The sequence below is a fragment of the Streptomyces sp. NBC_00454 genome (assembly GCF_041434015.1).
In the GTDB taxonomy this organism is placed as follows: Bacteria; Actinomycetota; Actinomycetes; order Streptomycetales; family Streptomycetaceae; genus Streptomyces.
The window spans coordinates 4,544,481-4,559,499 of the sequence record NZ_CP107907.1; the positions used below are offsets into that span (position 1 = coordinate 4,544,481).

Here is a 15,019-nt window from a genome sequence, read left to right on the forward strand (position 1 = left end):
CACCCCTTATCGAGCCTTCGGGAGACCCCGCTGTGACCGAGCCCCTCTCCGAGCACTCCGCGGACGTGATCGTCGTCGGGGCCGGGCCCGCCGGCTCGACCACCGCGTACTACCTGGCCAAGGCCGGACTCGACGTCCTGCTCCTGGAGAAGACGGCGTTCCCGCGCGAGAAGGTCTGCGGCGACGGGCTGACCCCGCGCGCCACGAAGCAGCTGGTCTCCATGGGCATCGACATCTCCGAAGAGGCCGGCTGGCTCCGCAACAAGGGCCTGCGGATCATCGGCGGCGGCCAGCGCCTCCAGCTGGACTGGCCCGAACTGGCCTCGTTCCCCGACTACGGACTCGTCCGCAAGCGCGACGACTTCGACGAGACCCTGGCCCGCCAGGCGCAGAAGGCCGGCGCCCGCCTCTACGAGCGCTGCAACGTCGGCGAGCCCGTCCGCGACCCCCGCACCGGCCACATCACCGGCGTGCAGGCGAAGCTGGGCGAGGAGAAGACCCCGGTCACCTTCAGCGCCCCGCTCGTCGTCGCGGCCGACGGCAACTCCTCGCGGCTCTCCCTCGCGATGGGCCTGCACCGCCGTGAGGACCGCCCGATGGGCGTGGCCGTACGCACGTACTTCACCTCCCCCCGCCACGACGACGACTACCTCGAGTCCTGGCTGGAGCTGTGGGACCGGCGCGGCGCCGAGGACCGGCTGCTGCCCGGCTACGGCTGGATCTTCGGCATGGGCGACGGCACTTCCAACGTGGGCCTGGGCATCCTCAACTCCTCCTCCGCCTTCAAGGAGCTGGACTGGCGCGAGGTCCTCAAGGCCTGGTGCGCGTCGATGCCGGAGGACTGGGGCTACACCCCGGAGAACATGACGCAGCCCATCCGCGGCGCGGCCCTGCCGATGGCGTTCAACCGCCAGCCGCACTACACCAAGGGTCTGCTGCTCGTCGGCGACGCGGGCGGCCTCGTCAACCCGTTCAACGGCGAGGGCATCGCCTATGCGATGGAGTCGGGCCAGATCGCCGCCGACGTCATCGTCCAGGCGCACTCCCGCGCCACCCCCGCCCTGCGCGAACTGACCCTGCACAGCTACCCGAAGGTGCTCAAGGAGACCTACGGCGGCTACTACACGCTGGGCCGCGCGTTCGTGAAGCTCATCGGCAACCCCAAGGTCATGAAGATCGCCACCCAGCGCGGCCTGTCCCACCCGATCCTCATGAAGTTCACCCTGAAGATGCTGGCCAACCTGACCGACCCGACGGGCGGCGACGCGATGGACCGCGTCATCAACGGTCTCTCGAAGGTGGCCCCGAAGGCCTGACGCGGCGCGGGGCCGCTCGGGCGGACGGTACGGATCGATCAGGCGGGCTGTGGCGGGGGGTTGTCCCCGGTGCGGCCCGTCTGGTCGTGGGGGGTGTCGAGGCCTCGTTGGTACGAAGCTTCGTCCGATCGGTGGACCGTCCGGATACAGCGGGCCAGCAGCACCAGACCGCAGATCAGCAGCGTGCCCGATGCGGTCCAGTCGAGGGCGAGCGTCATCGAGGAATTGGGCTTCTGCCACGGGCGGGCGGTGTTCAGCAGCCAGCCCCCCAGTGACAGGAGGCTGAACCCGGCGGCGGCCGGGACGGCTGTGGGATCGGCGGTCGGATGGGCACCGGAACCGGGGCCGGGGGCTTCGTCGGATGGCCTGGTGGTCACGGATCACCACCTCCTGGGGTGACTCGGGCGAACGCGCCCCAGCCATCTTCGCAGGGCTTCGGCCGGTTCGATACGAGTCGCCCGCCAGTCGGGATGGTGACCCGTCAGTAGTTCAGCCCCGGTCGGGCCTGCATTTGCCGAGGGCTTCCGTGTGCTTCGTCTTGAGTTCGGACAGCTGCTCCGGAGTCACGGCCCGGTCGTCGATCTCTCCGGTCACCGGATCGGGGTCCGGGTACCAGGAGACGCCCTGCTCGCGCAGGCACTTGGACTGGGCGCGGGCGGCGGCCAGCGTCTTCGCGTCCGCCTGCTGGGGAGAGGGCCGCGGCGGAACCTTGTCCTCGCACGCCACCTGGGCCGCGGGGAGGTTCGCCCTGGCGGACTGGTCGTCCTTGTCCACGCGGGGCGCACCGTAGTCGGTGTGCGTGAGCTTCACCCCGTGGTCCCTGAGGCAGTCGTAGTAGGCGATTTCCTCCCGGGTGGGCGGGGGACTGTCGCTCGCCGAAGGCTTCCCGCCGCCGGAGCAGGCGCTGAGCGCGAGCGAGAGGGCGACGAGCAGGGCGGGCGCATACCTGCCGAGAGGGGATGCTTCCCTCGATGCGGGACGAATGGGGGCGTTGGGCTGGAACGGTCTGTGTCTGCGCATGGATCCTGAGCCTAAATGCCGCTGGATCCGGGGCAGTTGGAGGAATCCAAATGCTGGCTGTTTCCACAGTGGGGCATGTGCGAAGGAACCAGGGCCCGCGCGGACCGCGCCTCCTGGAACCCCCGAAGCCGCCCGGGCGCCGCCCATACGGCCCTCAGGCGGCCCTCAGAGGCTCCGGGAGGCCCCGGGACGACGAAAGGCCGGTACTCCACCCCCGAGCGGGGGAGTACCGGCCTTTCGCGCGTCAGAGGGCGCATCGGAGGACGCGTCAGCGCTGACGTCAGCGGATGCCTCAGAGGACGCGGACGGCGCCCGTCGGCTTGTCGTAGCTCAGGGAGCGCTCGACGATGCCGGTGTTGGAGTTCTGCGCGCCGACGAAGTTGCCGCCGCCGACGTAGATGGCGACGTGGTACGCGCTGCCCTTGGAACCCCAGAACAGGATGTCGCCCGGCTGAAGGGCGCTCAGGGAGACCGAGGTGCCGGCCGAGGACTGCGCCTGCGACATGCGCGGCAGGCTGATGCCGGCCTGGCGGTACGCGGCCTGGACGAGGCCGGAGCAGTCGAACGAGGACGGGCCGGTGCCGCCCATGACGTACGCCTTGCCGACCTGCGCGCGGGCGAAGTTCACGATGGCGGCGGCGGAGCCGGTGGCCGGAGCGGTGACGCCGGAGCCCTCCGAGGAGGAGCCCTCCGAGGAAGAGGAGGCGGACTTGCTCGACAGCGAGGTACGGGCCGTGCTGCGGCTGGCGCGGTCGGCCTCGGCCTTGCGGTCGGCCTCGTCCTTCGCCTGCTGCTCGGCATCGGCCTTCTGCTGCGCGTCTTCCTTGGCCTTCTTGGCCTCGGCGGCGGCGCCGGTGCGGGCGCTCTGCTCCAAGGCGTTGAGCTCGCCGTCGACGGCGGCGGCGCGGGTGTTCTCCGCGGCCTTGGTGACGGAGGAGGACACGTCGGCGGCCAGGTCCATGTTCAGGACCGGCATCTCGAGGGTGCTCTCGGCTACGGGCTCGGAGGGCGTGGCGCTCGCCGTGCCGGCCATGGCCAGGGTGCTGAGGACGCCACCGGCAACTCCGGCGCGGACCGCGAGCTTCGAGGCGCTGCGGCGGGGCTTCCGGTGGCTGGGTATGTGAGCGGTGAGGGACATGGGTACAACCGCTATCAGGGCGTTGCGGTTCCCTTCAAGAAACGTGGTCTGCGCCACAGTTGTGCGCGAAGGCCGCGAACCGGGCGCGCCGGTCCTCTTATTGACGCCGTAACGGGCCAATCGGACACCCCGCCGCAAGGCTGTGATCATGGGGTTTCCGAAATAAGTCCGAATTGATCCTTGGCCTACCATCCCTCCGGACAGATGGCCAAGCCCCCTTTCGCGGCTGCGAATCCCGAGTGGTGCAGGTCACAGTGACATCACGCTGTGCGGACACCGAGGCCCTCCTGTGACCCCGCCGTGAACCCGCCGCCGCATTCGCCCCCCGGATCCACACCGAACCCACCCCGGATCCACCCCCGGATCCACCCCCGGGTCCGACCCCGATCCGACCCCGAGCCACCCCCGGTCCGACTCCGGCCCCGACTCCGGTCCCGGCTCCGCATCCGTACTTCGTGAACGCGCGCACGCGTCCACCCCCGTACGCGTGAGCTCCCCCGACCGGGGGACGCCGATCCCTTTATCATCACGCGCACCATGCCGCCAATTTGCATGCAGTGGCCACGATTTGATAGTGCGACAGGGCTTCCACCTGCGGCTACGAGGGTGGATGTCACCTTTGGTGATCATGTGGATGCTTCGCGTATGAAGATCACCACTCATCGGACTTCATGATCGTTCGTCAGGTGGTGGAGATCACAAACTCGTTGTTGTAACCCGTGTCGCAGATCACAGACGAGCAGGCATAAGATGCGCACCAGCCCGGCTTGTGAACTGCCTCACATGCAAGTGCCGGAGCGGCGGTCCAACGGTCAAGGACGACTGGAAGGAGCGAGGAGCGTGAATGCGTACGCGCCCATCCTCGTGCTCGGCGCCCTCGGCGCAGGGTTTGCGATCTTCTCCGTGGTCATGGCCACGCTGATCGGTCCAAAACGGTACAACCGGGCAAAACTTGAAGCGTATGAGTGCGGCATCGAGCCCACTCCGGTGCCGGCCGGCGGCGGCCGCTTCCCCATCAAGTACTACCTGACGGCGATGCTCTTCATCGTCTTCGACATCGAGGTTGTCTTCCTCTACCCCTGGGCGGTCACCTTCGACTCGCTGGGGATCTTCGGGCTCGTCGAGATGCTCCTCTTCGTGCTCACCGTCTTCGTCGCCTACGCCTATGTGTGGCGCCGCGGCGGCCTGGAATGGGACTGAGGGGCTGAATTTCCATGGGACTGGAAGAGAAGCTGCCGAGCGGCTTTCTGCTGACCACCGTCGAACAGGCCGCGGGCTGGGTGCGCAAGTCATCCGTCTTCCCCGCGACCTTCGGCCTGGCCTGCTGCGCCATCGAGATGATGACCACCGGAGCGGGCCGGTACGACCTGGCCCGCTTCGGCATGGAGGTCTTCCGCGGATCCCCGCGCCAGGCCGACTTGATGATCGTGGCGGGCCGCGTCAGCCAGAAGATGGCGCCGGTGCTGCGGCAGGTGTACGACCAGATGCCCGCTCCCAAGTGGGTCATCTCTATGGGTGTTTGCGCCTCTTCGGGCGGAATGTTCAATAACTACGCGATCGTCCAGGGCGTCGACCACATCGTCCCCGTGGACATCTATCTGCCCGGCTGCCCGCCCCGCCCCGAGATGCTGATCGACGCGATCCTCAAGCTCCACCAGAAGATCCAGGGATCGAAGCTCGGCGTGAACCGGGAAGAGGCGGCCCGCGAGGCGGAGGAGGCGGCCCTCAAGGCGCTCCCCATGATCGAGATGAAGGGGCTCCTGCGGTGAGCGACGACCCGGCCGTGGAGAACGGCCCCCAACCCGGTGACGACGCCGCCGGCAACAACGTCCCCGCCCCCAGGGGTGCGACGGGCCCCGAGCTGATCGGCGTCCGCAAGGGCATGTTCGGCGCCGCGGGCGGCGGCGACACCAGCGGCTACGGCGGCCTCGTGCGCACCGTGGTCCTGCCCGGCGCGAGCGCGCGCCCGTACGGCTCGTACTTCGACGAGGTCGTCGACGAGCTCGAAGGGGCGCTGGAGGAGCAGGACCTGGTCCCCGAGAACGCGATCGAGAAGGTCGTGGTCGACCGGGGCGAGCTCACCCTCCACATCGCCCGCGAGCACCTGCCCCGGGTGGCGAAGACCCTGCGCGACGACGCGGCCCTGCGCTTCGAGCTCTGCACCGGTGTCAGCGGGGTGCACTTCCCCGGGGACAAGGGGCGCGAGCTGCACGCCGTCTACCACCTGCGCTCGCTCACCCACGGCCGGATCGTGCGGCTGGAGGTGTCCGTCCCGGACAGCGACCCGCACGTCCCGTCGATCGTCTCGGTCTACCCGACCAACGACTGGCACGAGCGCGAGACGTACGACTTCTTCGGCCTGATCTTCGACGGGCACCCGGCCCTCACCCGGATCATGATGCCGGACGACTGGCAGGGCTTCCCGCAGCGCAAGGACTACCCGCTCGGCGGCATCGCCGTCGAGTACAAGGGCGCCCAGATCCCGGCTCCCGACCAGAGGAGGTCGTACAGCTGATGTCCCCCACATCGAACAACGCGTCGAACCACGCCTCCTCCCGGGAGACCACCGAAGGCCTCGTCTACACCGTCACGGGCGGCGACTGGGACGAGATCGTGCAGTCCGCGGCCCGCGCGGACGACGAGCGGATCGTCGTCAACATGGGTCCGCAGCACCCGTCCACGCACGGAGTGCTCCGCCTGATCCTGGAGATCGACGGCGAGACGGTCACCGAGGCCCGCTGCGGCATCGGCTACCTCCACACCGGCATCGAGAAGAACCTCGAATACCGGAACTGGACGCAGGGCACCACCTTCGTCACGCGCATGGACTACCTGACGCCGTTCTTCAACGAGGCGGCGTACTGCCTGGGCGTCGAGAAGCTGCTCGGCATCACCGATCAGATCCCGGACCGCGCCACCGCCATCCGCGTCCTGCTGATGGAGCTCAACCGGATCTCCTCCCACCTGGTGTGCATCGCCACCGGCGGCATGGAGCTGGGCGCGACCACGATCATGATCTACGGGTTCCGCGACCGCGAGCTGATCCTCGACGTGTTCGAGCTGATCACCGGACTGCGCATGAACCACGCGTTCATCCGCCCCGGCGGCCTCGCGCAGGACCTGCCCCCGGGCGCGGTCGACCAGCTCCGCGAGTTCATCAAGACCATGAAGAAGAACCTGCCGGAGTACGACAAGCTCGCCACCGGCAACCCCATCTTCAAGGCCCGCATGCAGGACGTCGGCTACCTCGACCTCACCGGCTGCATGGCGCTGGGCGCCACCGGCCCGATCCTGCGCTCCGCCGGACTCCCGCACGACCTGCGCAAGTCCGACCCGTACTGCGGTTACGAGAACTACGAGTTCGACGTGCCGACCACCGAGTCCTGCGACTCCTACGGGCGCTTCCTGGTCCGCCTGGAGGAGATGCGCCAGTCCCTGCGGATCGTCGAGCAGTGCCTGGACCGGCTGGAGCCGGGCCCGGTGATGGTCGCCGACAAGAAGATCGCCTGGCCCGCGCAGCTCGCGATGGGCCCCGACGGCCTCGGCAACTCGCTCGACCACATCAAGCAGATCATGGGCACCTCCATGGAGTCCCTCATCCACCACTTCAAGCTGGTGACCGAGGGGTTCCGGGTCCCGGCCGGACAGGCCTACGCGGCGGTCGAGTCCCCCAAGGGCGAGCTCGGGGTGCACGTGGTCTCCGACGGCGGCACCCGCCCCTACCGGGTCCACTTCCGCGACCCGTCCTTCACCAACCTGCAGGCCATGGCGGCGATGTGCGAGGGCGGCCAGGTCGCCGACGTCATCGTCGCCGTCGCCTCCATCGACCCCGTGATGGGAGGCGTCGACCGATGAGCGCCAGCCAGTCGACCAGCCTGGGCATGCCCCAGCTGCCGGCCCCCGACTACCCGGCCGAGGTACGCGCCCGGCTCGAAGCGGACGCGAAGGAAGTCATCGCCCGCTACCCCGACAGCCGCTCCGCGCTGCTGCCGCTGCTGCACCTCACGCAGTCGGAGGAGGGCTTCGTCTCGCGCACCGGCATCCGGTTCTGCGCCGAGGTGCTGGGCCTGACGACCGCGGAGGTCACGGCGGTCGCCACCTTCTACACGATGTACCGGCGCAAGCCCTCGGGCGACTACCAGGTCGGCGTCTGTACGAACACCCTGTGCGCGGTCATGGGCGGCGATGCCATCTTCGACGAGCTCAAGGAGCACCTCGGGGTCGGCAACAACGAGACCACCCCCGACGGCAAGGTCACCCTCGAGCACATCGAGTGCAACGCGGCCTGCGACTACGCCCCCGTGGTGATGGTCAACTGGGAGTTCTTCGACAACCAGACCCCCGAGTCCGCCAAGGCCATGGTGGACGACCTGCTGGCCGGCCGCCCGGTCGAGCCGACCCGGGGCGCGCCGCTGTGCACGTACAAGGAGACCGCGCGGATCCTGGCCGGCTTCCCCGACGAGCGCCCCGGCGCGGTCGAGGCGAGCGGCGGCGCCGGACACGCGTCGCTGATCGGCCTGCGCATCGCGCGCGGGGAGTCCCCGCAGCTCGGCAAGGTCGTGCACCCGCGTGCCGAGGCCGCGGCCGAGGAGGGGGAGTGATGACGGTGACTGCTGAAATGCATGAGAACGGCACCAGCCCGGAGAAGCTGCTGGCACCCGTGCTGTCGGCGTTCTGGGACGAACCGCAGTCGTGGACGCTGGAGACCTACCGGCGCCACGAGGGCTACGAGGGCCTGCGCAAGGCGCTCGCGATGACCCCGGACGACCTCATCGCGTACGTGAAGGACTCCGGTCTGCGCGGGCGCGGCGGCGCGGGCTTCCCCACCGGAATGAAGTGGCAGTTCATCCCGCAGGGCGACGGAAAGCCGCACTACCTCGTCGTGAACGCGGACGAGTCGGAGCCGGGAACCTGCAAGGACATCCCCCTCCTCTTCGCCAACCCGCACTCCCTCATCGAGGGAATGATCATTGCCTGTTACGCGATCCGGTCGGAGCACGCCTTCATCTACCTGCGCGGCGAGGCCGTGCCGGTACTGCGCCGCCTGCACGAGGCGGTGCGCGAGGCGTACGAGGCCGGCTACCTCGGGGAAGACATCCTCGGGAGCGGGCTGAAGCTCGACATCACCGTGCACGCGGGAGCGGGCGCGTACATCTGCGGCGAGGAAACGGCCCTCCTGGACTCCCTCGAAGGCCGACGCGGTCAGCCCCGGCTGCGTCCTCCCTTCCCTGCCGTCGAGGGGCTCTACGCGTGCCCCACTGTCGTCAACAACGTCGAATCCATCGCCTCGGTTCCCGCGATCCTGAACAAGGGCAAGGACTGGTTCAAGGCGATGGGGACCGAGAAGTCCCCCGGTTTCACGCTGTATTCGCTGTCGGGCCACGTCGTGGGCCCCGGCCAGTACGAGGCCCCGCTCGGCATCACCCTGCGCCAGCTGCTCGACATGAGCGGCGGGATCCGCCCCGGACACCGGCTGAAGTTCTGGACCCCGGGCGGCTCCTCCACCCCCATGTTCACGGCCGAGCACCTCGACGTGCCGCTGGACTACGAGGGCGTCGGCGCGGCCGGATCCATGCTCGGCACCAAGGCCCTGCAGTGCTTCGACGAGACGACCTGCGTGGTGCGGGCGGTGACCCGCTGGACCGAGTTCTACGCCCACGAGTCCTGCGGCAAGTGCACGCCGTGCCGCGAAGGCACGTACTGGCTGGTCCAGTTGCTGCGCGACATCGAAGCGGGCAAGGGGGTCATGTCCGACCTCGACAAGCTGAACGACATCGCCGACAACATCAACGGCAAGTCGTTCTGCGCCCTCGGTGACGGCGCCGCCAGCCCCATCTTCTCCTCGCTCAAGTACTTCCGCGAGGAGTACGAGCAGCACATCACGGGCAAGGGCTGCCCCTTCGACCCCAAGAAGTCGACCCTCTGGGCCGACACGGAGGTGACCGCATGACCGTGACCACTACGTCAGCCTCCGGCGGCGGCGCGGCAGCGGTCCCGCCCGAGAACACGGTCTCGCTGACCATCGACGGCGTCGAACTGTCCGTGCCCAAGGGGACCCTGGTCATCCGGGCCGCCGAGCAGCTCGGCATCGAGATCCCCCGGTTCTGCGACCACCCCCTCCTCTCCCCGGCCGGCGCCTGCCGCCAGTGCATCGTCGAGGTGGAGGGCCAGCGCAAGCCGATGGCCTCCTGCACCATCACCTGCACCGACGGCATGGTCGTCAAGACGCAGCTCACCTCCGAGGTCGCCGACAAGGCCCAGCGCGGGGTGATGGAGCTGCTGCTCATCAACCACCCGCTGGACTGCCCGGTCTGCGACAAGGGCGGCGAGTGCCCGCTCCAGAACCAGGCGATGTCGCACGGCAACGCCGAATCGCGGTTCGAGGGCAAGAAGCGCACCTACGAGAAGCCCGTCGCGATCTCCACCCAGGTGCTGCTGGACCGGGAGCGCTGCGTGCTGTGCGCGCGCTGCACCCGCTTCTCCAACGAGATCGCCGGCGACCCGATGATCGAGCTGCTCGAGCGCGGCGCGCTCCAGCAGGTCGGCATCGGCGAGGGCGACCCCTTCGAGTCGTACTTCTCCGGCAACACCATCCAGATCTGCCCGGTCGGCGCCCTCACTTCGGCCGCCTACCGGTTCCGCTCCCGCCCGTTCGACCTCGTCTCCTCCCCGAGCGTGTGCGAGCACTGCGCGGGCGGCTGCGCGACCCGGACCGACCACCGCCGCGGCAAGGTGCTGCGCCGGATGGCCGCAGAGGACCCCGAGGTCAACGAGGAGTGGATCTGCGACAAGGGCCGCTTCGGGTTCCGCTACGCACAGCGCCCCGACCGGCTGACCACCCCGCTGGTGCGCGGCAGCGACGGGGTCCTGGCCCCGGCGAGCTGGCCCGAGGCGCTGGAGGCCGCCGCGAACGGGCTGGCCGCCGCGCGCGGCCGGGCCGGAGTCCTGACCGGCGGCCGGCTGACCGTCGAGGACGCGTACGCCTACGCCAAGTTCGCGCGGGTCGTGCTCGACACCAACGACATCGACTTCCGGGCCCGGGTGCACAGCGCGGAGGAGGCCGAGTTCCTGGCCGCCTCGGTCGCGGGCATCGGCAAGGACCTCGACGGGCGGGGCGTCACCAACGCCTCCCTGGAGGCGGCCCCGGCCGTGCTCCTCGTCGGCATCGAGGCCGAGGAAGAGGCCCCCGGGGTCTTCCTGCGGCTGCGCAAGGCCCACCGCAAGCACAAGCAGCGGACCTTCGCCGTGGCCACCTTCGCCACCCGCGGGCTGGAGAAGGCGGGCGGCACCCTGCTGGCCGCCGCCCCCGGCACCGAGCCGGAATGGCTCGACGCCCTGGCCTCGCGGACCGGCCTGGAAGAGGGCGGCCACGCCGCCGCCGAAGCGCTGCGCCTGCCCGGCGCGGTCATCGTCGTCGGGGAGCGCCTGGCCGCAGTGCCCGGCGCGCTGACCGCCGCCGTACGGGCCGCAGCCGCGACCGGCGCGCAGCTGGTGTGGATCCCGCGCCGGGCCGGAGAGCGGGCCGCCGTCGAGGCGGGCGCGCTGCCGTCCCTGCTCCCGGGGGCCCGCCCGGCCACCGACCCGCGGGCCCGCGAGGAGGTCGCCGCCGCCTGGGGCCTGGACGAGCTCCCGCACCGGTACGGCCGCGACACCGGCCAGATCGTCGAGGCCGCCGCCACCGGTGAGCTGTCCGCCCTGCTGGTCGGGGGCGTGGAGCTCGACGACCTGCCGGATCCGGTCCGCGCCCGCCTCGCGCTCCAGGAGGCCTTCGTGGTCAGCCTGGAACTGCGGCCCAGCGAGGTCACCGACCACGCGGACGTGGTCTTCCCGGTCGCGGCAGCCGCCGAGAAGTCGGGCGCGTTCATCAACTGGGAGGGCAGGGTCCGGCCGTTCGAGGCCGCGCTGAAGCCCGAGCAGATGACCCGCCGGCTCGCCCCCGCAGACTCCCGCGTCCTGCACATGCTGGCCGACGCGGCGGACCGGCCGATCGCCCTGGGCGACGTACACGCCGTGCGCCGGGAGCTCGACGGGCTCGGCCAGTGGGCCGGGACCCGGGCCGCCGAGCAGTCCGCGGACACCGCGCCGCTGCCCCGGCCGGGCTCGGGCGAGGCCATCCTCGCGGGCCACCGGCTCCTGCTCGACCAGGGCCTGCTCCAGGACGGGGACGAGGCCCTGGCCGGTACCCGGCACGAGGCCAGCGCCCGGCTGTCGGCCGCCACGGCCGCCGAGACGGGTGTCAAGAACGGCGACGTCCTCGCGGTGACCGGCCCGGCCGGCTCCGTGGAACTGCCGCTGCGGATCACCGAGATGCCCGACCGGGTGGTCTGGCTCCCGCTGAACTCCACCGGCTCCGGGGTCCTCGCCGATACCGGCGCCCGCCCGGGAGCCCTCGTACGCATCGGTCCGGCTACCCCGGCCGACAGCAGCGACGCCACTGCGGAGGTGGGCGCGTGAACACCGTTCAGATCGCTGCCGAAGACCTCTCCTTGTTCGGCAAGGACGTCTGGTGGCTCGTCGTCGTCAAGGCGGTGTTCTGCTTCGCCTTCCTGATGGTGACCGTGCTGTTCTCCATCGTGTGGGAGCGCAAGGTCGTCGCCTGGATGCAGCTGCGCATCGGCCCCAACCGGCACGGCCCCTGGGGCATGCTCCAGTCGCTCGCCGACGGCGTGAAGCTCATGCTCAAGGAAGACCTCATCGTCAAGCGGGCGGACAAGGTCGTCTACGTCCTCGCCCCGATCATCGCGGCGATCCCGGCCTTCATGGCCATCGCGGTGATCCCCTTCGGCCCCTCGGGCAACGAGGTCTCCATCTTCGGCCAGCGCACCACGATGCAGCTGACCGACCTGCCGATCGCGATGCTCTACATCCTCGCGGTGGCCTCGGTCGGCATCTACGGCATCGTGCTGGCCGGCTGGTCCTCGGGCTCCACGTACCCGCTCCTGGGCGGCCTGCGCTCCTGCGCGCAGATGATCTCCTACGAGATCGCGATGGGCGCGGCCTTCGCCTCGGTCTTCCTCTACTCCGGGTCGATGTCGACCTCGAAGATCGTGGAGGCGCAGGGCGACCGCTGGTTCATCGTGCTCCTGCCGGTGTCCTTCATCATCTACGTCATCACGATGGTCGGCGAGACGAACCGCGCTCCCTTCGACATGCCGGAGTCCGAGGGCGACCTGGTCGGCGGCTTCAACACCGAGTACTCCTCGATCAAGTTCGCGCTGTTCATGCTGGCCGAGTACGTCAACATGGTCACCGTCTCCGCGGTCTCGGTCACCCTGTTCCTGGGCGGCTGGCGGGCCCCGGCGCCGATCTCCACGTACTGGGAGGGCGCCAACCACGGCTGGTGGCCCATGCTCTGGTTCGTCATCAAGGTCCAGCTGCTGCTGTTCTTCTTCATCTGGCTGCGCGGCACGCTCCCGCGCGTGCGCTACGACCAGCTGATGAAGCTCGGCTGGAAGGTGCTGATCCCGGTCTCCGTGGTCTGGCTGATGCTGGTCGCCACCGTCCGGGCGCTGCGCAACGAGAACTATGCGTTCCAGTCGATCGTGCTCTACGTCGGCGGCGCGGTCGTCGCGGTCCTGCTGCTCTCCTTCGTCGTGGACGTCTTCCGCGACAAGAAGGAGAAGGCGGCCGCCGAGGACGCCGAACAGGCCTCCGCCGCCGAGCCCTTCGATCCGCTGGCGGGCGGATTCCCCGTACCGCCCAAGCCCGGCCAGCACCTGGCACCCGTACCGCGCAGGCGGCCTCGCAGTGAGCGGGAGCTCATTGTCAGTGGCGCGGCGAATACTGACAGTGACCGAGAGGAGGGCGCTGAGAATGCCTGACGCCGAGAACGAGAAGTGGCAGAACCCGGTGGCCGGCTTCGGCGTGACCTTCAAGGCCATGTTCAAGAAGCGACTCACCGAGCAGTACCCGGAGCAGCAGAAGACAACCGCTCCGCGCTTCCACGGGCGGCACCAGCTCAACCGCCACCCGGACGGTCTGGAGAAGTGCATCGGGTGCGAACTGTGCGCCTGGGCCTGTCCCGCCGACGCGATCTACGTCGAGGGCGCGGACAACACCGAGGAGGAGCGCTACTCCCCGGGTGAGCGGTACGGCCGGGTCTACCAGATCAACTACGCCCGCTGCATCCTGTGCGGGCTGTGCGTCGAGGCGTGCCCGACCCGGGCGCTGACCATGACGAACGAGTTCGAACTGGCCGACTCCAGCCGCGAATCGCTCATCTACACCAAGGAGCAGCTCCTCGCCGGGCTGACCGAGGGCATGGTCGAGGCTCCGCACTCGATCTTCCCGGGCACCGAGGACACGGACTACTACCGGGGGCTGGTGACCGGGGCGGCTCCCGGCACGGTCCGCCAGGTCGCCGTGTCGAAGGGCGAGACCGCCCCCGAGGACGCCGTCGTGGTCGCCTCCCGGGACGCCTCCGAGGGGGTGGGGGCGTGAGCGCCGTCGCCGCAGCCGCCACCGTCACCTCCACCGGTGAGGCCGTGCAGTTCTGGGTCCTCGCCACGGTCGCCGTCATCGGCGCGCTGTCCACGATCCTGATGAAGAAGGCCGTGCACAGCGCCCTGAGCCTGGCCGGGACGATGATCATCCTGGCGGTCTTCTACCTCGCCAACGGGGCGTACTTCCTCGGCATCGTCCAGGTCGTCGTCTACACCGGCGCGATCATGATGCTCTTCCTCTTCGTCGTCATGCTCGTCGGCGTCACCGCGGCGGACTCGCTGACCGAGACCATCAAGGGGCAGCGCTGGCTGGCCGCCCTGTGCGGACTCGGCTTCGGCATCCTGCTGATCGCCGGCATCGCCAACGCCCGCCTCACCCACTTCAACGGGCTCGGCCGGATCAACTCCGGCGGACACGTCGAGGGCCTGGCCACGCTCATCTTCACCAAGTACGTGTTCGCCTTCGAGATCACCGGCGCCCTCCTCATCACGGCGGCCGTCGGCGCGATGGTGCTCACCCACCGCGAGCGCACCGAGCGGCCCGCCACCCAGCGCGAGCTCGCCGAGCGCCGCGTACGCGCGGGCGTGCAGCTCCCGCCGCTGCCCGCACCCGGCGTCTACGCCCGGCACAACGCCGTGGACGTCGCCGGCCTGCTGCCGGACGGCACCCCGTCCGAGCTCACCGTCAACCAGACGCTGCGCGGCCGCGGCCAGATCAGGGACGTCTCCAGCCAGGCGCTGGACGACCTGAAGGCGCTGGAGCAGCGGTCGTCCGAGCGGCTCGGCCGCGAGGAGGCCTCGAAGTGAATCCGGTCAACTACCTGTACCTGTCCGCGCTGCTGTTCACCATCGGGGCCTCCGGGGTCCTGATCAGGAAGAACGCGATCGTGGTGTTCATGTGCGTCGAGCTGATGCTCAACGCCTGCAACCTCGCCTTCGTCACCTTCTCCCGGATGCACGGCAACCTCGACGGCCAGATCATCGCGTTCTTCACGATGGTCGTCGCCGCCGCCGAGGTCGTGGTGGGTCTGGCGATCATCGTGTCGCTGTTCCGTACCCGCCACTCGGCCTCGGTCGACGACGCCAGCCTGATGAAGCTGTAA

At 69.6% G+C, this 15,019-nt stretch carries 15 protein-coding genes; 12 read left to right on the forward strand and 3 right to left on the reverse strand.

What is annotated here, in order from left to right; all coding sequences use genetic code 11:
• Positions 1 to 32 precede the first annotated feature (32 nt).
• Positions 33 to 1,316: a geranylgeranyl reductase family protein gene (locus tag OHU74_RS21150; protein WP_371617363.1), complete on the forward strand. Its 1,284-nt coding sequence runs from the start codon at positions 33 to 35 to the stop codon at positions 1,314 to 1,316.
• A 38-nt stretch (positions 1,317 to 1,354) separates the two neighbouring features.
• On the opposite strand, the gene OHU74_RS21155 is transcribed toward OHU74_RS21150, so the two are convergent.
• The 3 genes from OHU74_RS21155 to OHU74_RS21165 all read right to left on the reverse strand — a co-directional run bounded on the left by OHU74_RS21155 (position 1,355) and on the right by OHU74_RS21165 (position 3,474).
• The gene (locus OHU74_RS21155; RefSeq protein ID WP_371617364.1) at positions 1,355 to 1,693 is read right to left on the reverse strand and encodes a hypothetical protein; all 339 of its coding nucleotides are present in this window, start codon (positions 1,691 to 1,693) and stop codon (positions 1,355 to 1,357) included.
• 112 nt (positions 1,694 to 1,805) lie between these two features.
• Positions 1,806 to 2,336 (reverse strand): hypothetical protein, encoded by a 531-nt coding sequence (locus OHU74_RS21160; RefSeq protein WP_371617365.1) that lies wholly within the window; start codon positions 2,334 to 2,336, stop codon positions 1,806 to 1,808.
• Between the two features lie 292 nt (positions 2,337 to 2,628).
• Positions 2,629 to 3,474 carry a C40 family peptidase gene (locus OHU74_RS21165; protein ID WP_371617366.1) on the reverse strand — a complete coding sequence of 282 codons (846 nt, stop codon included), beginning with the start codon at positions 3,472 to 3,474 and terminating at the stop codon, positions 2,629 to 2,631.
• An 840-nt stretch (positions 3,475 to 4,314) separates the two neighbouring features.
• On the opposite strand from OHU74_RS21165, the gene OHU74_RS21170 reads away from it, so the two are divergent.
• From OHU74_RS21170 to nuoK, 11 genes are read left to right on the forward strand one after another with little or no spacing between them, the layout of a single operon-like run.
• Positions 4,315 to 4,674, forward strand: coding sequence for an NADH-quinone oxidoreductase subunit A (locus OHU74_RS21170; protein ID WP_008738438.1), 360 nt, complete (start codon positions 4,315 to 4,317; stop codon positions 4,672 to 4,674).
• Positions 4,675 to 4,688: 14 nt separating this feature from the next.
• The gene (locus tag OHU74_RS21175; protein WP_112449167.1) at positions 4,689 to 5,243 is read left to right on the forward strand and encodes an NADH-quinone oxidoreductase subunit B family protein; all 555 of its coding nucleotides are present in this window, start codon (positions 4,689 to 4,691) and stop codon (positions 5,241 to 5,243) included.
• A 14-nt stretch (positions 5,244 to 5,257) separates the two neighbouring features.
• Entirely contained in the window at positions 5,258 to 5,989 is a 732-nt protein-coding gene (locus OHU74_RS21180; RefSeq protein WP_371619754.1) for an NADH-quinone oxidoreductase subunit C, read from the forward strand.
• Positions 5,989 to 7,329: an NADH-quinone oxidoreductase subunit D gene (locus OHU74_RS21185; protein ID WP_371617367.1), complete on the forward strand. Its 1,341-nt coding sequence runs from the start codon at positions 5,989 to 5,991 to the stop codon at positions 7,327 to 7,329. The genes OHU74_RS21180 and OHU74_RS21185 overlap by 1 nt, the downstream gene beginning before the upstream one ends.
• Complete coding sequence (gene nuoE, locus OHU74_RS21190; protein ID WP_371617368.1) at positions 7,326 to 8,075, forward strand: NADH-quinone oxidoreductase subunit NuoE; 750 nt, start codon at positions 7,326 to 7,328, stop codon at positions 8,073 to 8,075. The genes OHU74_RS21185 and nuoE overlap by 4 nt, the downstream gene beginning before the upstream one ends.
• Entirely contained in the window at positions 8,075 to 9,424 is a 1,350-nt protein-coding gene (gene nuoF, locus OHU74_RS21195; RefSeq protein WP_371617369.1) for an NADH-quinone oxidoreductase subunit NuoF, read from the forward strand. The genes nuoE and nuoF overlap by 1 nt, the downstream gene beginning before the upstream one ends.
• Positions 9,421 to 11,928 (forward strand): NADH-quinone oxidoreductase subunit G, encoded by a 2,508-nt coding sequence (locus OHU74_RS21200; RefSeq protein ID WP_371617370.1) that lies wholly within the window; start codon positions 9,421 to 9,423, stop codon positions 11,926 to 11,928. The genes nuoF and OHU74_RS21200 overlap by 4 nt, the downstream gene beginning before the upstream one ends.
• Entirely contained in the window at positions 11,925 to 13,295 is a 1,371-nt protein-coding gene (gene nuoH / locus OHU74_RS21205) for an NADH-quinone oxidoreductase subunit NuoH (RefSeq protein ID WP_371617371.1), read from the forward strand. Before OHU74_RS21200 ends, nuoH begins: the two co-directional genes overlap by 4 nt.
• Positions 13,288 to 13,914, forward strand: coding sequence for an NADH-quinone oxidoreductase subunit NuoI (gene nuoI, locus OHU74_RS21210; protein WP_371617372.1), 627 nt, complete (start codon positions 13,288 to 13,290; stop codon positions 13,912 to 13,914). The genes nuoH and nuoI overlap by 8 nt, the downstream gene beginning before the upstream one ends.
• Entirely contained in the window at positions 13,911 to 14,723 is an 813-nt protein-coding gene (locus tag OHU74_RS21215) for an NADH-quinone oxidoreductase subunit J (protein WP_371617373.1), read from the forward strand. The genes nuoI and OHU74_RS21215 overlap by 4 nt, the downstream gene beginning before the upstream one ends.
• Positions 14,720 to 15,019 carry an NADH-quinone oxidoreductase subunit NuoK gene (gene nuoK, locus OHU74_RS21220; protein WP_215025182.1) on the forward strand — a complete coding sequence of 100 codons (300 nt, stop codon included), beginning with the start codon at positions 14,720 to 14,722 and terminating at the stop codon, positions 15,017 to 15,019. The genes OHU74_RS21215 and nuoK overlap by 4 nt, the downstream gene beginning before the upstream one ends.